This window comes from Leisingera sp. ABM4_101 (assembly GCF_056158725.1).
In genome coordinates, this window is record NZ_JBSWTV010000002.1 from 3,229,660 (window position 1) to 3,253,037 (window position 23,378).

General features: G+C 63.1%; 23 protein-coding genes. 10 read left to right on the forward strand and 13 right to left on the reverse strand.

Going from position 1 to position 23,378, the window contains the following annotated elements:
• Positions 1-33 precede the first annotated feature (33 nt).
• The 3 genes from speB (ACXAEK_RS16970) to ACXAEK_RS16980 form a co-directional block, all read right to left on the reverse strand.
• The gene (speB, locus tag ACXAEK_RS16970; RefSeq protein ID WP_475043664.1) at positions 34-981 is read right to left on the reverse strand and encodes an agmatinase; all 948 of its coding nucleotides are present in this window, start codon (positions 979-981) and stop codon (positions 34-36) included.
• Positions 974-1,942, reverse strand: a complete 969-nt coding sequence (gene speB, locus ACXAEK_RS16975; RefSeq protein WP_475043665.1) for an agmatinase — start codon at positions 1,940-1,942, stop codon at positions 974-976. The genes speB (ACXAEK_RS16970) and speB (ACXAEK_RS16975) overlap by 8 nt, the downstream gene beginning before the upstream one ends.
• Positions 1,943-2,023: 81 nt before the next feature.
• On the reverse strand, positions 2,024-3,187 hold the full coding sequence (locus ACXAEK_RS16980) for a M20 aminoacylase family protein (protein ID WP_475043667.1): 1,164 nt from the start codon (positions 3,185-3,187) through the stop codon (positions 2,024-2,026).
• A gap of 63 nt (positions 3,188-3,250) precedes the next feature.
• On the opposite strand from ACXAEK_RS16980, the gene mazG reads away from it, so the two are divergent.
• A complete protein-coding gene (gene mazG, locus ACXAEK_RS16985) occupies positions 3,251-4,066 on the forward strand; it encodes a nucleoside triphosphate pyrophosphohydrolase (RefSeq protein ID WP_475043668.1) in 816 nt (271 codons plus the stop codon).
• Between the two features lie 710 nt (positions 4,067-4,776).
• Here mazG and ACXAEK_RS16990 read toward each other — a convergent pair.
• A complete protein-coding gene (locus tag ACXAEK_RS16990) occupies positions 4,777-5,331 on the reverse strand; it encodes a hypothetical protein (protein WP_475043669.1) in 555 nt (184 codons plus the stop codon).
• 273 nt (positions 5,332-5,604) lie between these two features.
• On the opposite strand from ACXAEK_RS16990, the gene ACXAEK_RS16995 reads away from it, so the two are divergent.
• On the forward strand, positions 5,605-6,546 hold the full coding sequence (locus tag ACXAEK_RS16995; RefSeq protein WP_475043671.1) for a nucleoside hydrolase: 942 nt from the start codon (positions 5,605-5,607) through the stop codon (positions 6,544-6,546).
• Positions 6,543-6,998 carry a GNAT family N-acetyltransferase gene (locus tag ACXAEK_RS17000; protein WP_475043673.1) on the forward strand — a complete coding sequence of 152 codons (456 nt, stop codon included), beginning with the start codon at positions 6,543-6,545 and terminating at the stop codon, positions 6,996-6,998. Before ACXAEK_RS16995 ends, ACXAEK_RS17000 begins: the two co-directional genes overlap by 4 nt.
• Before the next feature lie 559 nt (positions 6,999-7,557).
• Here the strand turns inward: ACXAEK_RS17000 and ACXAEK_RS17005 are convergent.
• The 5 genes from ACXAEK_RS17005 to ACXAEK_RS17025 all read right to left on the reverse strand — a co-directional run bounded on the left by ACXAEK_RS17005 (position 7,558) and on the right by ACXAEK_RS17025 (position 11,752).
• Entirely contained in the window at positions 7,558-8,025 is a 468-nt protein-coding gene (locus ACXAEK_RS17005; RefSeq protein ID WP_475043674.1) for an MEKHLA domain-containing protein, read from the reverse strand.
• Positions 8,007-8,450, reverse strand: coding sequence for a DUF2971 domain-containing protein (locus ACXAEK_RS17010; RefSeq protein ID WP_475043675.1), 444 nt, complete (start codon positions 8,448-8,450; stop codon positions 8,007-8,009). Before ACXAEK_RS17010 ends, ACXAEK_RS17005 begins: the two co-directional genes overlap by 19 nt.
• Positions 8,451-8,755: 305 nt before the next feature.
• A complete protein-coding gene (gene eno / locus ACXAEK_RS17015) occupies positions 8,756-10,030 on the reverse strand; it encodes a phosphopyruvate hydratase (protein ID WP_475043677.1) in 1,275 nt (424 codons plus the stop codon).
• A 173-nt stretch (positions 10,031-10,203) separates the two neighbouring features.
• Positions 10,204-11,097, reverse strand: a complete 894-nt coding sequence (locus ACXAEK_RS17020) for a DMT family transporter (RefSeq protein WP_475043679.1) — start codon at positions 11,095-11,097, stop codon at positions 10,204-10,206.
• Between the two features lie 241 nt (positions 11,098-11,338).
• The gene (locus ACXAEK_RS17025) at positions 11,339-11,752 is read right to left on the reverse strand and encodes a Fur family transcriptional regulator (RefSeq protein WP_475043680.1); all 414 of its coding nucleotides are present in this window, start codon (positions 11,750-11,752) and stop codon (positions 11,339-11,341) included.
• Between the two features lie 352 nt (positions 11,753-12,104).
• Between ACXAEK_RS17025 and ACXAEK_RS17030 the strand changes: the two genes are divergently transcribed.
• Positions 12,105-13,430, forward strand: a complete 1,326-nt coding sequence (locus ACXAEK_RS17030; RefSeq protein ID WP_475043682.1) for a DEAD/DEAH box helicase — start codon at positions 12,105-12,107, stop codon at positions 13,428-13,430.
• Between the two features lie 232 nt (positions 13,431-13,662).
• On the opposite strand, the gene ACXAEK_RS17035 is transcribed toward ACXAEK_RS17030, so the two are convergent.
• Positions 13,663-14,367 (reverse strand): endonuclease/exonuclease/phosphatase family protein, encoded by a 705-nt coding sequence (locus ACXAEK_RS17035; RefSeq protein WP_475043683.1) that lies wholly within the window; start codon positions 14,365-14,367, stop codon positions 13,663-13,665.
• A 123-nt stretch (positions 14,368-14,490) separates the two neighbouring features.
• On the opposite strand from ACXAEK_RS17035, the gene ACXAEK_RS17040 reads away from it, so the two are divergent.
• Complete coding sequence (locus ACXAEK_RS17040; protein WP_475043685.1) at positions 14,491-15,369, forward strand: DMT family transporter; 879 nt, start codon at positions 14,491-14,493, stop codon at positions 15,367-15,369.
• Positions 15,370-15,455: 86 nt separating this feature from the next.
• Here the strand turns inward: ACXAEK_RS17040 and ACXAEK_RS17045 are convergent, their stop codons facing one another.
• A complete protein-coding gene (locus tag ACXAEK_RS17045; RefSeq protein ID WP_475043686.1) occupies positions 15,456-16,874 on the reverse strand; it encodes a protein adenylyltransferase SelO in 1,419 nt (472 codons plus the stop codon).
• A 57-nt stretch (positions 16,875-16,931) separates the two neighbouring features.
• Between ACXAEK_RS17045 and ACXAEK_RS17050 the strand changes: the two genes are divergently transcribed.
• Together ACXAEK_RS17050 and ACXAEK_RS17055 are read left to right on the forward strand one after the other, a co-directional pair.
• Positions 16,932-17,351, forward strand: coding sequence for a cupin domain-containing protein (locus ACXAEK_RS17050; protein WP_475043688.1), 420 nt, complete (start codon positions 16,932-16,934; stop codon positions 17,349-17,351).
• 47 nt (positions 17,352-17,398) lie between these two features.
• Positions 17,399-18,313 carry a fatty acid desaturase gene (locus ACXAEK_RS17055; protein WP_475043689.1) on the forward strand — a complete coding sequence of 305 codons (915 nt, stop codon included), beginning with the start codon at positions 17,399-17,401 and terminating at the stop codon, positions 18,311-18,313.
• 81 nt (positions 18,314-18,394) lie between these two features.
• Here ACXAEK_RS17055 and ACXAEK_RS17060 read toward each other — a convergent pair whose 3' ends face one another.
• Entirely contained in the window at positions 18,395-19,504 is a 1,110-nt protein-coding gene (locus tag ACXAEK_RS17060; RefSeq protein ID WP_475043690.1) for an anhydro-N-acetylmuramic acid kinase, read from the reverse strand.
• A 143-nt stretch (positions 19,505-19,647) separates the two neighbouring features.
• Here ACXAEK_RS17060 and tyrS point away from each other — a divergent pair, with 143 nt between their 5' ends.
• On the forward strand, positions 19,648-20,904 hold the full coding sequence (gene tyrS, locus ACXAEK_RS17065) for a tyrosine--tRNA ligase (RefSeq protein WP_475043691.1): 1,257 nt from the start codon (positions 19,648-19,650) through the stop codon (positions 20,902-20,904).
• 297 nt (positions 20,905-21,201) lie between these two features.
• Here tyrS and ACXAEK_RS17070 read toward each other — a convergent pair whose 3' ends face one another.
• Complete coding sequence (locus ACXAEK_RS17070; protein ID WP_475043693.1) at positions 21,202-21,339, reverse strand: hypothetical protein; 138 nt, start codon at positions 21,337-21,339, stop codon at positions 21,202-21,204.
• 46 nt (positions 21,340-21,385) lie between these two features.
• On the opposite strand from ACXAEK_RS17070, the gene ACXAEK_RS17075 reads away from it, so the two are divergent.
• Together ACXAEK_RS17075 and ACXAEK_RS17080 are read left to right on the forward strand one after the other, a co-directional pair.
• A complete protein-coding gene (locus tag ACXAEK_RS17075; RefSeq protein WP_475043694.1) occupies positions 21,386-22,303 on the forward strand; it encodes a GNAT family N-acetyltransferase in 918 nt (305 codons plus the stop codon).
• A 100-nt stretch (positions 22,304-22,403) separates the two neighbouring features.
• Positions 22,404-23,159 carry an SDR family NAD(P)-dependent oxidoreductase gene (locus tag ACXAEK_RS17080; RefSeq protein WP_475043696.1) on the forward strand — a complete coding sequence of 252 codons (756 nt, stop codon included), beginning with the start codon at positions 22,404-22,406 and terminating at the stop codon, positions 23,157-23,159.
• The last annotated feature ends 219 nt before the right edge of the window (positions 23,160-23,378 follow it).

The following is a 23,378-nucleotide window of genomic DNA, read 5'->3' on the forward strand; positions in this document are numbered from 1 at the left end:
CCCTCCCCGGCCTTTTGCGTGAGGCCGGACCGCTTATCTCGTTGCCACCCCCGGCAGCACGCACAACAGCTCGTAGAGCAGGTTGGCGCCCACCAGGGCGGTGTTGCCCGAGGGATCATAAGGCGGCGACACCTCCACCAGGTCGCAGCCCACGATATTGACCCCCTTCAGCGCCCGGATCAGCTCCAGCGCCTGCGGCGTGGTCAGCCCGCCGATTTCCGGCGTGCCGGTGCCCGGCGCATAGGCCGGGTCCAGACTATCGATATCATAGGACACATAGACCGGCCTATTGCCGATATCGCGGCGAATTTCCGCACCCATCTGATGCAGCTGCCGGCCCCACAGCTCCTGTGCCGGGAAGTGCTGAAAACCCCAGCTTTGCGCCTCGGAGAAATCCGTCGCCGCATAGCCGGTGCCGCGGATGCCGATCTGATAGGTCTTGTCCGGGACGATCAGCCCTTCCTCGTAGGCGCGGCGGAACACGGTGCCATGGGTTTCGCGCTCGCCGAACATCTCGTCGTTCACATCCGCATGGGCATCCACATGCACCAGCGCCACGGGGCCGTATTTCTTGGCGATGGCACGCAGGATCGGCAGGGTGATCGAATGATCGCCGCCCATCGCCACCGGGATCACCCCGCCGGACAGGATCGCCTCATAGCTTTCCTGGATGATCCGCAGCGATTCCTTCAGCGAAAACGTATTGATCGCCAGATCGCCGATATCGGCAATGTTCAGACTGTCAAACGGCGCCGCACCGGTGGCCATGTTATAGGGCCGCAGCATCGCGCTTTCGGCGCGGATCTGCTTGGGGCCGAACCGGGTGCCCGACCGCCAGGAGGTGCCGATATCCATCGGCACGCCCACGACCGCAACATCCAAGCCATCCAGCGAGGTCGCCTGCGGCAGCCGCATATAGGTATTGGGCCCTGAGAACCGGGCCAGGTCATTGCCGCTGATCGGCTGATTGAAGTCAGTCATTGTCTCTCATGTTCCAGCCCAGAAGGCAGATGATTTCAGTCGCCACATGTGCCCCGGCAATAGCAGTTGCGCCACTTGTGTCAAAGGGGGGAGAGACCTCGACCACATCGCCGCCCTTGATATTGATGCCGGCAATCTCCCGCAGGATGCGCGAGGCCTGCGCCGAAGTCAGCCCGCCCCACACAGGTGTGCCGGTGCCGGGCGCATAGGCCGGGTCCAGGCAGTCGATGTCAAAGGTGAGGTATGCAGGCCGGTCGCCCAGGATCGCCTTGATCCGTTTGGCGGTCTCAACCGGCCCGATTTCATGCACCGTCGGCGCGTCGATGATGTTGACGCCCAGCGTGTCCTCATTGGTGGTGCGGATCCCCACCTGGACTGATGTCGCCGGATCCACGATCCCCGATTTCACCGCCTTGTAGAACATAGTGCCGTGGTCGACCCGCTCCATGTTGTCGTCCGGCCAGGTGTCGGTATGGGCGTCAAACTGCAGCAGTGAGATGGGGCCGTATTTCTCAGCATAGGCCTTCAAGATGGGAAAGCTGATGTAGTGATCGCCGCCCAGCACGACAGAGGCCGTATCATGTGCCAGAATGCCCCGGATATGCTCGGTCAGCGCACCGGGAAACTCCGGCACATTGGCATGATCAAATGCCAGGTCGCCATAGTCCGCAATCGCTAGCGTGCTGAGGGGGGCATGCGGCCAGCCATAAGGTTCATCCGGGCTCTGCAGGGTGGAGGCCTCGCGGATCGCCCGCGGCCCCAGCCGGGTGCCGGGCCGGTTGGTCACCGCCTGGTCAAAAGGCACGCCGGTTACGGCAATATCCACCCCGGTCAGATCCTTGGTGTACTTGCGGCGCAGGAAAGACGTCGCGCCGCCAAAGGTGATCTCAAAACTCAGCCCCTTCAGGTCCTCGCGAGTAAAGGCGTGGTCGATCATGTGTTTTGCGTCTTCCAGAGCCATGGTTCTATGCTTCCCTGTTATGCGTCAATTAATTTGATCAAATAACGCAACCGCGCGCCATTGTCACCCGCCCCCGCCTCCTCAGCCAACTGGCTGCGCCCGCTCCACCAGCCGCGCAAAGAACGACGCGCCCACCGGGGCAATCCCATCGTTGAAATCATATTTCGGATGGTGCAGCCCGGCGGTATCGCCCTGGCCAATAAACAGATAAGATCCGGGCCGCGCCTGCAGCATATAGGCAAAATCCTCGGCCCCCATCTCGCGGCCGCCCTCCGGTTCGACATTATCCCCGCCCGCGATTTCCCGGGCAACCTCAACTGCGAAACCGGTTTTCTCTGCATCATTGATGGTGGCGGGATAGCCGATCTCATAATCCAGCTCCGCCTCGACACCATAGCTCGCCGCCTGCCCGGCAACGATTTCCTTCATCCGCCGCATCACCATCTTCTGCACCTTTGGATTGAAGGTGCGCACGGTGCCGTTGATGTAGGCAGTGTCCGGGATCACGTTGTCCACCGTGCCGGTGTGGATCTGAGTGACCGAGACCACCAAATCCTCCAGCGTGTGATGATTGCGGCTGACGATGGTCTGGATCGCCTGGGCCATGCCGCAGGCCGCCATCACCGGGTCCCGGGTTTCATGCGGCATTGCCCCGTGGCCGCCCTTGCCCTGGATATAGATGTGGAATGTATCCACCGCCGCCATCAGCGCGCCCGGCGTGGTCAGGAAATGCCCCTCCGGCAGGCCCGGCGCATTGTGCAGTGCATAGACCTCGCCAATATCAAACCGCTCCATCACGCCTTCTTCGACCATGATGCGGGCACCGCCGATGGCTTCTTCGGCGGGCTGAAAGATCAGTGCCACCCGGCCCGAGAAGTTGCGCGTCTCCGCCAGGTACTTTGCCGCCCCCAGCAGCATCGCCGTATGCCCGTCATGGCCGCAGGCATGCATGTTGCCCGCGTGGCCGGAGGCATACTCCGCCCCGGTTTCCTCCGGAATCGGCAGCGCATCCATGTCAGCACGCAACCCAATGGTCGGCCCCTCGCCCCGCCCGTTGATGATCGCCACCATACCGGTCTGCGCGATGCCTTCATGCAGCTCATCCACACCGAACTCCCGCAACCGCTCCGCCACAAAGGCCGCCGTCTTGGGCAAGTCCAGCGCCAGTTCCGGGATCTGGTGCAGATGCCGCCGCCAGGCCTTCATCTCTTCGGCATAATCGGCAATACGGTTCACAACGGGCATTGGGGTGGACTCCTGCTCCAGACTCGGGATGATGCATCTGACACCGGAAAAAGAGCAGCCGCAATGCAAGAAACAGACCTGATCCACGACCGGACCGGCGGTATCGAGCGCCTCCTGGAAATCATGGCGCGCCTGCGCGATCCCAAAACCGGCTGCCCCTGGGACATCGAACAGGATTTCGCCAGTATCGCCCCCTATACCATTGAAGAAGCGTATGAAGTTGCCGACGCCATCGAACGCGAGGCCTGGGAGGAGCTGAGGGGAGAGCTGGGCGATTTGCTGTTCCAATCCGTCTTCCACGCCCGGATGGCTGAGGAAGCCGGGCATTTCACCTTTCAGGACGTTGTCCAGACCATGTCGGACAAGATGGTCTCGCGCCACCCGCATGTGTTCGGCAATGAGTCCCGCGAGAAATCCGCCGAACAGCAAACCCAGGATTGGGAGGCGATCAAGGCTGCAGAACGCGCAGGCAAGGAACAAAAAGGCACTCTGGACGGTGTCGCCATCGGCCTGCCCGCACTGCTGCGCGCTTACAAGCTGCAGAAACGCGCCGCCCGGGTCGGCTTTGACTGGCCATCAGCCGACAATGTTATCGCCAAGATCACCGAGGAATGCGCCGAGCTGGTCGAGGCCCGCGACACACTCTCCCATGCGGAAGTGGAGGAAGAATTCGGCGACCTGCTTTTTGTGATGGCCAACCTGGGCCGCCATCTGGGAGTAGAACCCGAAGCCGCCCTGCGCGCCGCCAATGCCAAGTTCACCCGCCGCTTCGAAGGCGTCGAGGCCAAGCTCGCCGCCCGCGGCAAACGCCCGGAAGACAGCGACCTGGCCGAAATGGACACACTCTGGGACCAAGTGAAAGCTGACGAGCGCGCCTGAAGGCCCACCCTCCTTCATCTTGCCTTAAATACTCAAATCCCGGCGGCGCAGCCGACGGGCAGCGGGGTTAGGGTCAGGATGCAGCGGTTTTGGCGGCCTGCGGTTTGGCGGATCTTCACTGCCTGCCAAATGGTGAGCGCGCAAGGCGGTCAAACACTGCGGATGGTGACGAGAAAGTTGTCAGGGTGGCCATGCCGCAGGATGCGCCCTTTTGTTTTGAGTGCTGCGAGGAACAGAGAACGATCCGGGGAATCGTTTTCCCGAGCGGCGGTGGACAGGAATGACGGCTATGGGCAGCGTTGGATGCAGCGGCCGCCCGGACCCGGCAATTCCCACCCGCACAGAGTGAGCCATTGATGCGCCACTGGTTCGGGCACAATGGCGAACGCCTTTGCCTGGCCATCTCCCGCGAAAACAGGCCTTCACTCTGACTGGCCTCGCTCCCATTGCACACGGCAGCGGCGCACTGAAAGGCAAGCGCATTACCGGCGGCGGGACGGCGAGTTCTGCGGCTGGTGATGTTCCAGGCCGCTAACGTTACCCGCCATCGCAATCCGGTCCTGAAAATCTTCGCCGACCGGCTTCGCGATGCAGGCAAACCTCACAAAGTCATTATCACGGCCGCCGCTCGCAAACTCGTCACACCCGCCAGCGCGCTCGTCAAAGCCTGTCAGACAGGGGTTGCCCACAGCGCCTGAGAAATACAGTTGCTAGACCAGCTTTGCCTTTTTCAAGGAGGATGAGATCGCCTTGTAATCCTCGATGATCTTTTCCTTCTTCGCCAACTCTTTCCACAGCTTCTCGGCCGTCTTCTTGTCATCGGCAGCAACGTTGACCATCACGTCTTTCAGCTTTTTCACATCGGTGATGCCCAGCAGCTTGGCCGCCTTCTTGGGATCACCCATGCCGTTTTCGGCGACGTATTTCTTGTATTCATCGCTGCCAGTGAAACCCATCACATCCTTGTTCAGCATCTTCACGACCTCTTCCTTGCCGGTCGCGATGATCTTCTTCCAGCCGCTGTTCTTGAAATCACCCTTTTCCGCCAGCACCTTGGCCGCATTATAGGTCTTGGAGGTGATATTAACCGGCTCCTTGCCCTTCTTCTGGTCCATATAGCGGGCCCACAGCGATTCCGGGTTGCCCTTGTTCTGGGTGAACATGAACTCGTTCAGACAATAGCGCCGCTTGCAGTAGTCCATGTAGGCGGCTGTCATCTTCTTGTCCTTCAGGATATCGCCGACAACTTTGGGTTCTTTGGGCATCTGGTCTATTCCTCATTCAAATCAAAAACCTGCGTGTCCGGACAAACCACCGCGCACCAATACCGCCCCAAGCCGGGCCAAGCTGAAAACCGCTGCGCAACCGGGCCATCCCGCCCTGGTGACGCCGCGTAAGAAAACCATAGAAAGCAAACGCCGCGGCGGCAAACTTCCGTCGCAGAAAATCTCCCGAAATTTGCACGGACCTGTGCCGCAGCGGTTCAATCCCGCTGCAACAGCGCGTAATCTCGTGGTTCACGACGTGCGGAGACTGCCATGAGCGCCAGGAAAATCATCATCGACACCGATCCGGGCCAGGATGATGCCGTTGCCATCCTGCTGGCGCTGGCCAGCCCGCAGGAACTGGACCTGCTGGGCATCACCTGCGCTGCCGGCAATGTGCCCCTGGAGCTCACCAGCAAGAACGTCCGCATCGTCTGCGAGGCCGCGGGCAAGACGGATGTCCCCGTCTACGCAGGCAGCAAGGCGCCGCTGGCGCGCCCGCTGATCACCGCCGAACACGTGCATGGCCAGACCGGCCTTGACGGGCCGGACCTGTGGGAGCCGCAAATGCCGCTGGCCGAAGGGCACGGCGTCGACTTCATCATCGAAACCCTGCGCCGCGAGGCGCCGGGCACGGTTACCCTCTGCACCCTGGGCCCGCTCACCAACATCGCCGCCGCTTTTAATACCGCCCCCGACATAATCGAGCGGGTGCAGGAAATCGTGATGATGGGCGGCGCCTATTTCGAGGTGGGCAACATCACCCCGGCGGCTGAGTTCAACATTTACGTCGACCCGGAAGCCGCTGAAATCGTTTTCAGATCCGGCGCGCCCCTGACCGTGTTGCCGCTGGATGCGACGCATAAGGTGCTGGCCACCAGGCCGCGCGTAGACGCGATCCGCGCCCTTGATACCCGGGTCGGCCATTTCACCGCCGAAATGCTCGATTTCTTCGAACGCTTCGATGTGGAGAAATACGGCTCCGAAGGCGGGCCGCTGCATGATCCCTGCGTCATCGCCTGGCTCTTGCAGCCCAGCCTGTTCTCCGGCCGCCACGTGAACGTCGAGATTGAAACCAAATCGGACCTCACCCTCGGCATGACCGTTGCTGACTGGTGGGGCATCACCGGCCGCACACCCAATGCAATGTTCATCGGCGACGCCGACGCGGACGGCTTCTTCACCCTCCTGACCGAAAGGCTCGCCCGCCTATGAGCGCCGCCCTGCATCTCGCCAAACCCGAACATCTGGACCGGGTGCTGGCCCTGGTTGCCGCCTTCCACGCCGAATCCGGCCTCGACACCACGGACGCGCATCGCCAAGCTGGGATTGAGCCGCTGCTGAACGGCCACCCCTACGGCGCCGTCTACCTGATCGGCCCCACCCGCGCGCCAATTGGCTATATCGTCATAACCTTCGGCTGGTCGGTGGAATTCGGCGGCATGGACGGCTTTGTGGATGAACTGTACATCCGCCCCGCCGTGCGCGGCCGCGGCATTGCCACCGAAGTGCTGACTGAACTGCCCAAAACCCTGGCTTCAGCCGGGATGCGCGCACTGCACCTGGAGGTCGACCGCGATAACGAGACCGCTCAGCGGCTCTACCAGCGCACCCGCTTCAAGCCGCGCAGCAACTACATCCTGATGACTAAGGAAATGCTGCCCTGAAGGCACAGTGCACCCTGCGCCCTCAGGCCGGCCCTCCCCCGAAAGGCCGGTATCCAAACCTATCTTCCGTCAGGCGGGGCTGCAGCAGTCACCGTATTGGCGCACGACGGCCAGGCAGACCAATGACCTCGCCGTGCGGCGACGGAACCAAGCACACCGCGGCGCCCTACAGCGCTGCTGCTAACCCCTTGGAGTTGACGCCCCGCCCCCGGCCGGAGCGCCAGCCATCCGGTCTCAAATTCCCGGATGGTTCATGAACCCGGCCGACGCAGTCATGCTTCGAACCGGATCAGATGGTGCAGCATTTGTCCCGCTTAGCGGGTATTTTCCCGGCTCGCCGCACCCCAGTAATGCTGAAAGAACAACTAAGACTGCCAGTCTGCGCAAACCCTGATTTGCCATGGCGATCTCCCCTTTCCCGCGGCAACAACCGGACCGCGTAAAGGTAAGATAACAGGATCGTGAAAAGCCGTCTGTGAACCGGGCCACACAACCGCTGGCCTTTTCCTATGGCTGCGCTGGGGGTGCGCAAACCCTTTCCCGGCGCTGCGGCCCGCGGTCACAGATAGGCATACTCGCGAAACGTTGCCGCCTCGCCCAGCTTCTCCCCGTCCGGCCCCAGCAGCGGCCAGATGACCGCATTACGGATCTCAAACCGCCGGCCAGAGGCGCTGATCCGCACCCCGGCATAGTTTTCGATGAAGCCCTTGGCGCGCATCTCGGCAAACATTGCATCACGCTGGCTGCGGTGGGCCGGCTCCGCCGTCAGCCGCGAGGGCATCGCCGTCAGCTGTTCCCAGCCCATTTCCCACAACGCCTGCGCCGCCAGATTGCCATAGGTCAGCACCGGATCGGCCGCGGTATTGTGCGACAGCACCGGGAATGGCGCGTGATAGAGCGCTTCGGCATCCGTGCCGTCAAGCAGCGGGCGGCCGGTCACTTTTGCAAAGGAGGACATCAGCAAGTCAGCGTGGGCGGATTGAAACCGGTTTTCCAGTGACGGGCTGTTCATTTTCGCCTTGGCCACAAATTCTCATCCTTCTGTCTCACTACCGAAAAGCTACGGAAAGCCCGCCTAGTGGGGATCACCTCAACATCCATTCCCTGCGTAGCTTCTTCGATGTCTTCGATGGTCAAGTCGGTGTTCTGTCCTAAGAAAACTTCCCGCAAACGCAGATCCCCACCGAAACCAAAGAAGAAGTTCCCGTCGGCATCTGGCTCTTCTCCCTTCAAGGGAACCATTAAACGAACTTCTTGTTCGTAGGCCCAGTCAATTGACTTTGTACCGAAAAGTTCTTCCAGCTTGCTCTCATTAACATGTTCGAGAAAGTTTTTGAGGGTGATCCCCGGGTACAATCGCTCTGAAGAGTAGGTAACGTTAAAGCTTGTCTCCGCGTTTACATCAAACGCAAAGCAAACTCCTTTATGTTTATCGGCGTAGTGAGACCACATGATCGCGCTCTTCCACGTCCTAGATAGGCAAACTAGGCCTTGCTCACGGTCAATTTGCCTAATGTAGCTTCTAAACTCCTCTCTAAATTTTTTGTCAGTGAAATCCACAGCTTCTAGCTCGAAAACGTCGTTGCATTGTGAGAACCTGCTCACTCTAATTCGACGATTTGCAAGGTTTTCAACAGCGTGCTTTGAAGAAGAATAGTAGTAAACGCGCCGTGTTTTCATTTCAAATTCCCCTTATACAAACAAACGCCTCGAACTACTTGTTCGAGGCGCTTTTCCGTTAGCAAATTACAAAGCTCTTACTTCAGGATCGAACGGCCCGCATATTCGGCCACCTCACCCAGCATTTCCTCAATACGGATCAGCTGGTTGTATTTCGCCAGCCGGTCCGAACGTGCCAGCGAGCCGGTCTTGATTTGGCCGCAGTTGGTGGCAACTGCCAGGTCGGCGATGGTGGCGTCCTCGGTCTCGCCCGAACGGTGCGACATCACGTTGGTGTAACGCGCGCGGTGCGCCATATCGACCGCCTTCAGGGTCTCGGTCAGCGAACCGATCTGGTTCACCTTCACCAGCATCGAGTTGGCAACACCGCGCTCGATACCATCGGCCAGACGCGCCGGGTTGGTCACAAACAGGTCGTCGCCTACCAGCTGCACGGACTTGCCGATCTTGTCTGTCAGCAGCTTCCAGCCGTCCCAATCGTCCTCGGACATGCCGTCCTCGATGGAGATGATCGGGTAGTCGTTGACCAGCGCCGCCAGATAGTCGGCGTTTTCCTCGGAGGTCAGCGACTTGCCTTCACCCGCTAGGACATATTTGCCGTCCTTATAGTATTCGGTCGCCGCGCAATCGAGCGCCAGATAGATCTCTTCACCGGGCTTGTAGCCTGCCTTCTCGATCGACTTCAGGATGAAGTCCAGCGCCTCGCGGGAGGAGCCGATGTTGGGGGCAAAGCCGCCTTCGTCACCGATACCGGTGGACAGACCCGCAGCCGACAGCTCTTTCTTCAGGGTGTGGAACACCTCAGAACCCATGCGCACCGCGTCGCGGATGTTGTCCGCGGCCACCGGCATGATCATGAATTCCTGGATGTCGATCGGGTTGTCGGCGTGCTCGCCGCCGTTGATGATGTTCATCATCGGCACCGGCAGGACCCGGGCCGAGGTGCCGCCGATGTAGCGGTAGAGCGGCTGGGTGGTGAAATCGGCGGCGGCCTTGGCCACAGCCATGGAGACACCCAGAATGGCGTTGGCGCCCAGGCGGCCCTTGTTCTCGGTGCCATCCAGCTCGATCATAGCGCTGTCCACGGCGACCTGCTCAGTGGCATCAAAGCCGACCAGTTCTTCGGCAATCTCGCCGTTCACCGCGGCAACCGCTTCCAGCACACCCTTGCCCATGTAGCGGGACTTGTCGCCGTCGCGCTTTTCCACCGCCTCATAGGCGCCGGTCGACGCACCCGAGGGCACGGCGGCGCGGCCCATGGTGCCGTCTTCCAGGATCACGTCGACCTCAACCGTCGGGTTGCCCCGGCTGTCGAGGATCTCACGGGCGTGAATGTCGATAATGGTGCTCATCTGTCCATCCTTGGTTGGGCCTGAAAGAGGCGCGTTCTGTTGCCAGCGTCATACCAGCCGCTGCCGGAAAGTAAACCGGCATCGTTACCGCTAACACACATAAAAGCGGCGGTTTAGGGCTAACATTGCCCTGTTTGCGCCAACAGGCCGGAGGATTTCCCCTGGGCGGGACGTCAGGCCGCAGCTGCCGCTGCCCGGCGGGCCCGCCGGGCCAGCCGCTGCTCGCGGACAAAGGTATAAAGACCGGAGGCAATGATCAGCGACGCACCCGCCAGGGTCAGCGCATCGGGCCGCTCGCCAAAGACGATGACACCGACCAGAATCGAGAACAGCAGCCTGGTGTAGCGGAACGGGGTGACTGCCGAGGCATCGCCGATCCGCATCGCCACCACGATGCCGTAGTACCCCATAACGCCAAAGACGATGCCGCCCATCATCATGCCGTATTCACCGCCCTCCAGCATACGCGCCTCGCCCGGGGTAAAGGCCAGCAGCAGCCCGCCCGCCAGGATCAGCGACAGGTAGGCTTGAAAGCTGACCACAGAGGAGGGCACCGCGCTGTCCATCACCCGGGTCATCAGGTCGCGCGCAGCAACGCCCAGGACGGCAACAAGCACCAGCAGGGCGGCGGGCTCAAACCCGTCCAGCCCGGGCCGGATGATCAGCAGCACGCCGGCAAAACCGGTGCAAATCGCCAGCCAGCGCCGCCAGCCCACGTCTTCACCCAGAAACAGTGCCGCGCCCATGGTGATCACCAAAGGCGTCGCCTGAAACACCGCCGCAACGGTGGAGATGTCCACCAGCGCCAGCGCCGAGGCAAACCCCATGGCTGAGATGGCCTCGGTTCCCGCCCGCAGCACCGGCTTCAGCCGCCAGGCCCGCGGCGCAAACAGCGCGTTGCCTTGCATCTTTGCCATGACCGCAAACACCAGCCCGCAGCCCAGCCCCAGGCAGATCAGGATCTCGCCAACCGGGATATTGCCGGCCAGGCGCTTGATGAACATGTCTTCAAGCGTGAAAAACGCCATCGAGGCGATGACCAGCAAAATGCCGTGCAGGTTGTTCATGTTCGCGCGTCCCGTGTTGCGGACCGGCAGCTTGCCGGGCCATCCGGGCAAAAGACATCAGCACCCTGACGCGGGCAACTCCGTTTCCGACCCGCTTTCATGACAAGACGTGAGCATACATATCAACACCCGTGATGGATGGGCCGGTTTGCACCGGGCCCAACCGGAAATCACGTGATTTCTGCGCCGCTTTCTTTTCAAGAAACGGCCTGCCGCAAACCGCCTGCTTTAGGGCAGGATCCTAACCGTCCTTGCGCGGCACTCCATACAGCTCCAGTTTATGGCCGCGCAGCTCATATCCCAGCTTGCGCGCGATCCGCTCCTGCAGTTCTTCAATCTCAGGATCGCAGAATTCGATCACCTCACCGGTGTTCATGTCGATCAGGTGGTCGTGATGCTCCCGCTCGGCGTCCTCATAGCGCGCGCGCCCATCGCCAAACTCCAGCCGTTCCAGGATGCCCGCCTCTTCGAACAGTTTGACGGTGCGGTAGACCGTGGCGATCGAAATGCCCGCATCCATTGCGCTGGCGCGGGCATAAAGCTCCTCGACATCCGGATGATCATCGCTGTCCTGCAGCACCTGGGCAATCACCCGGCGCTGGCCGGTCATGCGCAGCCCTTTGGCCTCGCAGCGGGCGATGATCGTTTTTTGCATATCTTCCTCACGGGTTTCTGGCCTTCCTCTTTAACGGATGCAATCTGTGCCGAAAACAGGCTTTTCACCGGTATCAAAGGTTGACAAACGGCTTATCCACAGCCATTTGGCGCCCAGGCATCCCTCCCTGCCGCGTGAGCAGAGGCCAAAGACCGGACGCGCAGCCTGCGCACAACCATTGATCCGGGGTCTAGTGATATGCCGCCATTCCCAAGATCACGCGTGGGGATTGCAGAGGCCAGCGGCCTGGCATCCGGCCAGCGCGCGTCTGAGGCCCCTGCCCCACCCCATCCGCGGCTCTGATCCGCGGCACCGGCCTGTGCGTCTTGCCTGGCCGCACAAGGATATGAATGTGACTGAATTCTCGACCATGGGGCTTCCTGAAAAGCTCCTCGCCCGTCTCAAGGACATGGGCCTTAACGACCCCACCCCGATCCAGGCCCGCGCCATCCCTCATGCGCTAAACGGCAAGGACGTGCTGGGACTGGCCCAGACCGGCACCGGCAAGACCGCCGCCTTCGGCGTGCCGCTGGTCGCCCGTATGCTGGAATACGGCCGCAAACCCGCCGCGATGACCGTACGCGGCCTGGTGCTGGCGCCGACCCGCGAGCTGGCCAACCAGATTGCCGACACGCTGAAGGGCCTGACGGAAAACACCCCGATGAAGGTCGGCCTGGTGGTGGGCGGCGTCTCCATCAACCCGCAGATCGCCCGCATCGCCAAAGGCACCGACATCCTGGTCGCCACCCCCGGCCGCCTGATCGACATCCTCGACCGCGGCGCGCTGGACCTCGGCTCCTGCGACTTCCTGGTCCTGGACGAGGCCGACCAGATGCTGGACCTGGGCTTCATCCATACCCTGCGCAAGATCGCGGCGCTGATCCCGGCTGAGCGCCAGACCATGCTGTTCTCGGCCACCATGCCGAAACAGATGAACGAGATCGCGAACTCCTACCTGCAAAGCCCGGTCCGGATCGAGGTCTCGCCTCCGGGCAAGGCTGCAGACAAGATCACTCAGTCGGTGCATTTCATCGCCAAGGCCGCCAAGCTGGACCTGCTGAAGGAACTGCTGAACGAGCATAAGGACGAGCGCACCCTGGTCTTCGGCCGCACCAAATGGGGCATGGAAAAGCTGATGAAGACCCTGGACAAGGCCGGTTTCGCAGCCGCCGCCATCCACGGCAACAAATCCCAGGGCCAGCGCGAGCGCGCCCTTGCGGCCTTCAAGGCAGGTGAAATCAAGGTGCTGGTCGCCACCGACGTCGCCGCCCGCGGCCTCGACATTCCGGACGTGAAATACGTCTACAACTACGAACTGCCCAATGTGCCTGATGCCTATGTCCACCGCATCGGCCGCACCGCGCGGGCGGGCAAGGACGGCCAGGCGGTCGCTTTCTGCGCCCCGGATGAGATGGAAGAACTGAAGGCAATTCAGAAGGTGATGAAGATCACCATCCCCACCGCCTCCGGCCGCCCCTGGGAAGCGATGCCGGATCCGGCAGCCCCAGCAGGCAAGCCGGGCGGCCGTCCCGGCGGGGGGCGCCGCGGCGGCGGCAAACCCGGCGGCCAGCGCCGCCGTGGCGGCGGTGGTGGCGGCGGCGGCAGCAGCCAGGGCAAACCGCAGGGCAGCAAGCCCGGAAACGCCCAGCGCCGCGGCCAGAAGCAGCGCGCGCGGTAACTTTTCTCCGCCAGTGCCGGGTCAAGGGTCCTGCAGGGACCGCGCGGCACGCGCGGTTTGCCCTTGACGCGGCGCTGGCGGACCACACACTTGAAATGGCGCCTAAGGGCACACCTGCCCTTAGGCGCTTCTCAGCGAACAAACTCTGCGCTGCGCAGCAGCGCCCGGCCCAAGGCAGCCAAGAGGCATCAGGCGCAGCCTGAGCATCTGCGGGCGCGGGAGCGCTCCCGCCTCAAACCGCCCGCAAATCCGCCCAGACAGGCAGATGGTCAGAGGCGATATGCGCCGGCCGCGCGCCATGCACCCCATGCCCAACTGCCTTCAGCCGCTTGCAATGGGCAATCCGGTCCAGCGCTCCCAAAGGCCGCATCGCCGGGAAGCTGGCCCGCGGCGGCAGGAACTTCAGCGCCGGGGCGATATGCTCCAGCACAGCCCCGCGCGACCATTCGTTGAAATCGCCCGCCAGAACAACCGCGGAGTCATCGCGTTTCGCGGCCCGGGCCAGCGCATGCATCTGCTCGCGCCGCGCCCGGCCGGTCAGCCCCAGATGGGCGCCGATCACCCGCACCAGACCCAGTGCTGTTTCCAGTTCCACCCAGACCGCCCCGCGCGGCTCCAGCCCTGGCAGCGTGATATGCCCTTTGCTGCGCAACCGCACCCCGTTCCGGTACAGGACGGCGTTGCCATGCCAGCCCAGCGATCCGGCGCCACCCAGATCCGCTGCCTGCCAGCCGGTTTCCTCCACCAGGAAATGCGGCAGCGCCGCCGGCCGCGGCGGCAAGCGCTTGTCCGCTTCCTGCAGCACCGCCACATCCGCCTTGATCCCGTCCAGCACCTGCAAAATCCGCTCCGGCCGCCGCCGCAGGTCGAGGCCGATGCATTTCTGAATGTTGTATGTGGCAATCCGCAGCGTATCGGGCGGCCTTGTTTCCGGCATCCGCACCCCCATTCGATATCCCGATCTTGCGCAAAACCAGAGCCGCCGTACAGCCCCGTTGCGCCCGCACGCACCGCCGGGTTTCGCTTGACTTGCCACCGCCGCCGCAATCCAGTGGCCGCCATGACGGAAAAACGCCCCATTGACACCTCCGGCGCCGCATTGCTGACCGGTTTTGCCCTGCTCCTCGCCTTCAACCAGGTGGTGATCAAGGTGACCGGCGGCGGCTTTGGCCCGGTATTTCAGGCCGGGCTTCGCTCCGCCATCGGCCTCCTGGTGCTGGCGGCCTGGATCACCCTTCGCCGGCCGCGGCTCGGCCCGCTGCCCCGCGGCGCCGCGCTTTGGGGGGTGGTTGCGGGCCTCCTGTTCTGCTTTGAGTTCATCTGCCTGTTTATCGCACTGGACGTGACCACGGTCTCGCGTGCGTCGATCATCTTCTACTCAATGCCGGTCTGGCTGGCGCTGGCCGCGCATCTGCTGCTGCCCGGCGAGCAGCTCACCCGGGTCCGAAGCCTCGGCCTGGTGCTGGCCATGGGCGGGGTGGCGCTTGCGGTTCTGGACCGTGACAGCGGCACCGCCAGCCTGGCAGGCGATCTGCTGGCACTGGGGGCTACCTTCGGCTGGGCCGGAATTGCGCTCTGCTTGCGCATCACCCCGCTGGCTGCGGTGCCGCCGGTCAGCCAGCTGGTGTTCCAGCTTGCGGTCTCAGCCGTGCTGCTAACAGCTGCCGCACCGCTGTTCGGCCCGCTGGTCCGAGAGACCAGCCCCCTGCACTTCTGGGGTCTGGCCTTCCAGGGCATCTGCATCGCCAGCCTCGGCTATCTCTTGTGGTTCCAGCTGATCAAGATCTACCGCGCCAGTTCGGTGGCGTCTTTCAGCTTCCTGTCGCCGGTGCTGGCAGTCTTCATGGGCTGGGCGCTGCTGGATGAGGTGATCGGGCTGCAGGTCTGGGCCGCCCTGGCGCTGGTCGCTGCGGGCGTGTTCCTGATCAACCGGAAATAATGCGGCAAAAAGGGGGCTGCCTGCCCCCTCTTGAGCCTCCGGCTCAATTCACCCCCGGGGATATTTTCAGCCAGATGAACAAGGGATCAGGTGCCGCAGAAGGTGGCCTGCACCACTTCCTCCGGCAGCGGCGGGCGCTGCAAATCACTGTGCTCCGGCTGGTCCTCATAAGGGGTGGCCAGCACCGCGTTCAGCCGATGGAACAGCCCATAGTCGCCTGCCACCGCACCGGCGATCATTTCCTCGATCCGGTGGTTGCGCGGGATGAAGGCCGGGTTGGCCGCACGCATAACTGCTTGCGGGTCCGGCTCCCCTTCCAGCCGTGCCTGCCAATCCGGTTCCCAGCCATCAAAAGCCGCCGGATCGGTGAACTGATCCCGTGCCGTGCCATCCGCCAGGGCGCGGAAGGTGTTTGTGAAATCACTCTGGTTCTCAGCCATCCGGCCCAGAAGGGAAGTAATCAGCTCCAGATCATCGTCCTGCTCCGTGCTGATCCCCAGCTTGGCGCGGAACCGCCGCAGCCAGGCCGCCTCTGTCAGCGCGGGCATCGCGTGCACGATCTCCGTCGCTGCTTCGACACCCTCCTGCGGATCGTCCATTTGCTGGATCAGCGCGGTCGCCAGCTGCGCCAAGTTCCAGACCGCAATCGTGGGCTGGTTGGCATAGGCATAGCGCCGCCCCCGGTCGATCGAGGAAAACACCGTGTGCGGGTGGTAGACATCCATGAATGCGCAGGGCCCATAGTCGATGGTCTCACCCGAAATCGCGGAATTGTCGGTGTTCATCACCCCATGGATGAAGCCCACCGCCATCCAGGCGGCAATCAGCTCCGACTGCGCATCACGCACAGAGCGCAACAGCCCCATCGGTCCCTCGGCCGCTGGGTAATGGCGGGCAAGGGCATAGTCCGTCAGCTGCGTGAGGCTCGCCTTGTCGCCGCGCGCGGCGAACACCTGGAATGTGCCCACCCGCAGATGGCTTGCCGCCACCCGGGTCAGCACCGCACCGGGCAGGCCGCCCTCGCGCCAGACCGTCTCCCCGGTCTCTACCGCCGCCAGCGCACGGGTGGTGGGGATGCCCAAGCTGTGCATTGCCTCGCTCACCACATATTCGCGCAGCACCGGCCCCAGCCAGGCCCGCCCGTCGCCATTGCGGGAATAGGGTGTGCGGCCCGAGCCCTTCAGCTGGATGTCCCGGCGCTTGCCATCCATTCCCACCGTCTCGCCCAGCAGGATCGCGCGCCCATCGCCCAATTGCGGATTGTAGGTGCCGAACTGATGCCCGGAATACAGCTGCGCCAGCGGATCCGCCCCTTCCGGCACCTGATTGCCGCCAAACACTGCGGCCATCTCCTCAGCCTCCCCGGGCGCAATTCCCAGGATCCGCGCCAGATCCTCATTGAAGGCCAACAGCCGCGGCGCCTTCACCGGCTGCGGCGGCAGTTTGGAGTGGAACTGCCCCGGCAGGGCGGCATAGGTGTTGTCAAAGGGGATCGTGAGTGTCATGGCCCAAACATATGACTGGAATAGAGATTTACCAGCACCAAAGCAGAGGGAGCAGCAATGGACGCGGACCGGATCATTGAACACCTGGGACTACAGCAGCACCCGGAGGGCGGCTGGTACAGGGAAACCTGGCGGGCAGAGAATGAAGGCCGCCCTACAGGCACCTGTATTTACTTTCTTTTAAAGGAAGGCGAGGCCAGCCACTGGCACCGCGTCGATGCCGCCGAGATCTGGCTCTACCACGCCGGCGCACCGCTGGTGCTGTCGCTGGCAGCAACGGATGCAGGCCCCGCGCAGGACCATCTGCTGACCCCGGACCTGGCAAAGGGCGCGCCGCAGCTGATCGTGCCCGAAGGCCACTGGCAGGCGGCCCGCACCACCGGAGCGTTCACCCTGGTCAGCTGCACGGTCTCGCCCGGGTTCCAGTTTGAAAGCTTCGAACTGGCCGCCCCCGGTTTCGACATCCCGCGCGGCTGACTTTCTGCCTCTTGCCGCGAATCATATTACTGGACAAAACTGTCCATATGTCTGCACATATGGATCACGGCCTGGACCACACCAGCCTCATCAAATCGCTGCCGCCTGAAACCAAGGCGGCGCTGACCGCACGCTCAGATACCGCGGGGCTCAAGCATTTTGTGCTTTACACCGCGGCGATGGCTGCCTGCAGCGCCGGCATCGCGCTGCAGGTGCCATTCTGGCCGCTGCTGATGCTGCCGCAAGGCGTGCTGCTGGTCTTCCTGTTCACACTCTCGCATGAGTGCACCCACAAGACCCCGTTCCGCAGTGCCTGGATGAACGAGGCCGCAGGCCATTTCTGCGCCCTGGCCATCGCCCTGCCCTTTGTCTGGTTCCGCTACTACCACCTGGCGCATCACAAATACACCAACGACCCCAAGCGCGACCCGGAGCTGGAACATGGCGGGCGTCCGGAAACCTTTGGCCAGTGGATCATGTATCTGAGCGGCTGGGGTTATTGGCGCGGTATGGCCAAAACCATCTGGCGCAACGCCTTCGGCACCATCGGATCACCTTACCTGCCGGAACGCCGCCACGCCGGCATGCGGCTGGAGGCGCGGCTGCTGCTGGCGATCTACGCTGCCGCACTGCTGAGCCTGCTGGTGTCGCCACTGGTGCTGTGGCTGTGGATCGTGCCGCTGCTGACCGGTCAGCCCTTCTTGCGGGCCTATCTGCTGGCGGAACACGGCCTCTGCCCCTCCGTCGCCAACATGCTGGAAAACTCCCGCACCACGTTCACCAACCGGCTGGTGCGCTTTGTCGCCTGGAACATGCCCTATCATGCAGAGCATCATTCCTTTCCGAATGTGCCCTTTCACCAGCTGCCTGCCTTCCACGCGATTACCCAAGACCATCTGAAGTCGACGTCTAACGGGTATGGGGAATTCACCGCGGACTATGTGAAGCAGCTCAGCCGCTGACCTCCCAACGTCGGCCCAAATTTCTTCTGAAGAAATTTGCCAAGAATTTTCAGAAAATTCTTGCGCCCGGCCGCCCCTTGGTCACTGCCCCGGCACGCTAACCACACCGCCGCCGACACAGGCGCTCACCCCGGTGGTGCCCGGCGCCGAAGTTGGCATGCCGCGCGCCACCCGCACCGCCAGATGGGCAAAGGCCTGCGCCTCCAGCATGTCGCCGTCCAGCCCTGCCTCTTCCACCGGTTTCACCGGGCAATCCAGCGACACCCGCAGCATCTCCATCAGAACAGGGTTGTGCCGCCCGCCGCCGGTGACCAGCACCGCCTCCGGCGGCTCCGGGCAATGCTCCATGCCCTGCGCCACCGCGGCTGCGCACATGGCGACCAGCGTTGCGGCAGCATCTGCATCGCTCAGTTCCTTCACAAGCCCGACCATCTCGGCAAAATCGTTACGGTCCAGCGACTTGGGCGGCATTCTTGCAAAATACGGCTCAGCCAGGAACAGCTCCAGCGCACCGGTTTCGACAGTGCCGGAACGCGCCACCTTGCCATCCGCATCCCAGGGAATGCCCAGCCGTTCCTGCATCAGGTCATTGACCGGCGCATTGGCCGGGCCGGTGTCAAACGCCAAAAGCGCCCCCGGCTCTTCGGGGGCCTCAAACCGCGGGTCCACATAGGTGATATTGCCGACCCCGCCCAGGTTCAGGAAACACAAGGGCCTCTCAGCACCGATGTATTTCGCACAGGCAAAGTGGAAAAACGGCGCCAGCGGCGCGCCCTCGCCGCCCATCGCCACATCATCCGTGCGGAAGTCCCAGACCACCGGCCTGCCCAGTTTCTCAGCCAAAGCCGCCCCGTCCCCCACCTGCAGCGTGCCCTGCAGCCGCGGCGCATGGGCCAGGGTCTGGCCGTGAAAGCCGATGATCTCCACGTCATCGAACTCTGCCAGCGCCGCCGCATGGGCCGCATCGCAAATCTCTGCCGCGGCCTCCACTTCCGGCCCGGTCCATTTGCCCAGCCCCGCGCGCAGCACGCTGCGCTCCTCCACGGTATACTCGCGGTAGCTGCTCTCGCCGAACCCGTGAATGCGCGCGCCGTCGGTCTCCACAACGGCAGCATCCACCCCGTCCAGCGAAGTGCCGCTCATCGCACCCAGCGCCCGCACCATACCCGTTTTTGCAATGGCCCTGCTCATGGCCTGCCCCCATCCTTCAGGATCCGGGCCGTACCGCCCGTTGCAGGGGATACTACAGCGCATAATTTGCCGGGAAAACAGGTTCCAACCGGCGCCAATGCGATTTATAGGGCATGGTGCAAAACCATAGACCGAGGCATGTTATGACCTACACACCGAAATCGGATTTCGTCGCAGTCATGATGGAACGCGGGTTCCTCGCGGACTGCACCGATTACCAGGGCCTGGATGACGCCCTGATCAGCGGTGTGCGCCCGGCCTATATCGGCTTTGACGCAACGGCGAAATCGCTGCACGTGGGCTCGCTCATTCAGATCATGATGCTGCGCTGGTTCCAGAAGACCGGCCACCAGCCGATCACCCTGATGGGCGGCGGCACCACCAAGGTGGGCGATCCGTCTTTCCGCGCAGATGAACGCCCGCTCTTGGACGAAGCCGCGATCAACGACAATATCGCGGGCATCAAGAAGGTGTTCTCCGCCTACATCGACTACGACACCGACGCCCCGAACAAGGCGCTGATGCTGAACAATGCCGAATGGCTAGACGATCTGAATTACCTGGAATTCCTGCGCGACATCGGCCGCCATTTCTCGGTGAACCGGATGCTGTCCTTCGAGAGCGTGAAATCGCGCCTCGACCGCGAGCAGTCGCTGTCGTTCCTCGAGTTCAACTACATGATCCTGCAGGCCTATGACTTCCTGGAGCTGAACCGCCGCTACGGCTGCATCCTGCAGATGGGCGGTTCGGACCAATGGGGCAATATCGTCAACGGCATCGACCTCACCCGCCGGGTGCTGGACAATTCGATCTTCGGCCTCACCTCGCCGCTGCTGACAACCTCTGACGGCAAGAAAATGGGCAAATCCCAGGACGGCGCGGTCTGGCTCAACGCCGAAATGCGCAGCCCTTATGAGTTCTGGCAGTTCTGGCGCAACACAACCGACGCCGACGTCGGCCGGTTCCTCAAGCTCTACACCGAACTGCCGGTCGCGGAATGCGAACGCATCGGCGCCCTGCAAGGCTCTGAGATCAACGCGGGCAAGGTGATCCTCGCCAATGAGGTCACCACCCTGCTGCACGGCGCCGAAGCAGCCGCCATGGCGGAAGCCACCGCCCGCGAGGTGTTCGAAAGGGGCGGCGTTGGCGACGACCTGCCCACACTGTCGCTGTCGCCTGCCGACCTCGGTGACGGCATCTCGATCGTGCAGCTGATCGTGAAATCCGGCCTCGCCAAATCCGGCAAGGACGCCAAGCGGCTGATTTCCGAAAACGGCGCCAAAATCGACGACCAGCCGCTGACCGACGCAGGGCTGATGATCGACGCAGGCGCTTTGTCATCGCCGATCAAGCTCAGCGCCGGCAAGAAACGTCACGCGCTGGTCAAGCTGGACAGCTGAACCTTCTGACATAAAATGGAAAAAGGGAGCCATTGCGCTCCCTTTTTTCTTGCCCTTAGGCTCTCCCGCCCATTCCAGCCCCATCAAAGATGCGCCTTCATGGTTGGGCGTAGCGCCGCTGCGCGGCGCACCAGCGGTTTCACATAACGGCCAATACAGGCCAGCGCCGGGTCAAGGGCCGCAACAGCGGCCGTGCTTAGCACGGTTCACCCTTGAGGCGGGGATGGCCGGGATACCCTCGTAAGGGCGCTTAAGGGCAGACCTGCCCTTAAGCGCCTCTCAGCAAATCATCCTGCCTCAGAAAAACAGCGCTTCCACCAGCGTCAGCACCAGAAACACCGGCACCGACAGGCCGATTGCAATCAGCAAAGCCGCCGCCTTGGTCATCCGCGGGGCGGCGGCCGCCTGCCCCATGATCTGTTTTGCTTGTTTCATACCCGGAGTTAACCATGAATTAGGTTTCCGGCGCGTTAATGGAGCCATGTTCGACAGTGCTCCCGACCCTGATTTGCCCGCAGCGGCAACCAGCCGCCCTCAGCCACGCGCCCTCCAGCAATCGCCGGAGTTTGCCCGCGCGCTGATGGCCTGCGGTCAGGACCCTCTGCTGCTGGAGGGCACTTTGGTCCTGCGCCGGCGCCTGCGCGGCGGGCTGCGGCTGGCGATGGTGAACCGGGCAGACCTTTGCGACCCTGCCCCCCTGATGGCTGCCCTGCGTTCAGGCGGCCTCGCCCGCACCCCGCTGATCCTGTCACCCGAATCCCCGGCACCGCATCTCTCCCGCCTCGGCGCCGTGCCACTGGCCACGCCGGCCCACACCGCGCTCTGGGACCTGACAGGCGATCCGGACCAGCGCCGCGCAGCCTTGCATCAAAAATGGCGCAACCGCCTGAAGCATGGCGAAGCGCAAAACCTCCGCCTCACCCGCCAGAACCTGCCGCATGACGTGCGCCACTGGCTGTTCCGGGCCGACGCTGCGCAGCAAACCCAGCGCGGCTACCGCAGCTGGCCCATCCCCCTCACCCTCGCCTACGGGCGCGAGAACAAAGGCCAGGTCAAGCTGTTCCAGGCGTTTGAGGGCAAGGAACCTGTCGCCGCCATCCTGATCCTCACCCATGGCGCCGCCGCCACCTACCACATCGCTCACACCACCGCGCGCGGCAAACTGCTCAGCGCCCACCCCCTCCTGCTGTGGGAGGCCGCCAATTGGCTCGCCGCCAAGGGCATCTGCCGCCTCGACCTCGGCCTCATCAATACAGAGGACGCGGCGGCCGGCCTTGCCCGCTTTAAACTCGGCACCGGCGCGTCACTCCATCGCCTGGGCGGCACCTGGGGCCTTTGGCCGCCGCTGGGCCGCCTGTTGCGCCCGCTGGCGCTGCTCGACAGGCGGCAAATGGCCTGACAGGCGCCCTGGCTTTCCGCGACGTCCCGTCCCGCTGGACAGGCACCGGCCCCCTCCATTATATGAACACATGTTCAGATAACCGGGAGGAGCCCCGCTCATGAAACTTGCAGACACCGCAGCCGTCATCACCGGCGGCGCCTCCGGCCTGGGTGAGGCCACCGCGCGCTATTTCGCCGATCAAGGCGCCCAGGTCACCATCCTCGACCGCGACGCAGAGCGCGGCACCCAAGTGGCAGAGGATATCGGCGGCCACTTCACCCAGACCGACGTGACCAGCGAAGACTCGGTTTCCGCCGCCATCGCCCACGCCGCCGGGAAGATGGGCAAGATCACCGCCTGCGTGAACTGCGCGGGCATTGCCATTGGCGCCAAAACCGTCGGCAAAGAGGGCGCGCATCCGCTGGACGCCTACAAGCGCACCATCGACATCAACCTGGTCGGCACCTTCAACGTCGCCCGCCTCGCCGCTGTCGAGATTGCCAAGAACACACCCGACGCGGACAACGCCCGCGGCGTGATCATCAACACCGCCTCCATCGCGGCCTTCGACGGGCAAAAGGGCCAGGCCGCCTATGCTGCCTCCAAGGGCGGCGTTGCCGGCATGTGCCTGCCGATGGCGCGCGATCTCGCGTCTTCCGGCATCCGGGTGATGACCATCGCACCCGGCATCTTCATGACCCCGATGCTGGCCGGCCTGCCGGAAGAGGTGCAGCAGCAGCTGGCGGCCGACGTCCCCAACCCCGCCCGCCTGGGCGATCCGCGCGAATACGGCCGCCTCGCCGGTTTCATCGTCGAGATGGGCTACCTGAACGGCGAAGTCATCCGCATCGACGGCGCTCTGCGCATGCGCTAAGCCCCCTCCGTTGAGGGTGGGTCAAGGACGGCACAGCCGCCGTGCGCAGCACGGTTTATCCTTGAGGCAGCCTCAACAGAACACACACTCGGCATGGCGCCTTGAGGGGCACAGCTGCCCCTCAAGCGCTTCTCAGCAGAACCTCCGCACCGCGGCAGCGGTGCTCGGCCCAAAGCCGCACAAAGGCGCCGTGGCGCAGCCAGGGGCCTGCGGGCGCGG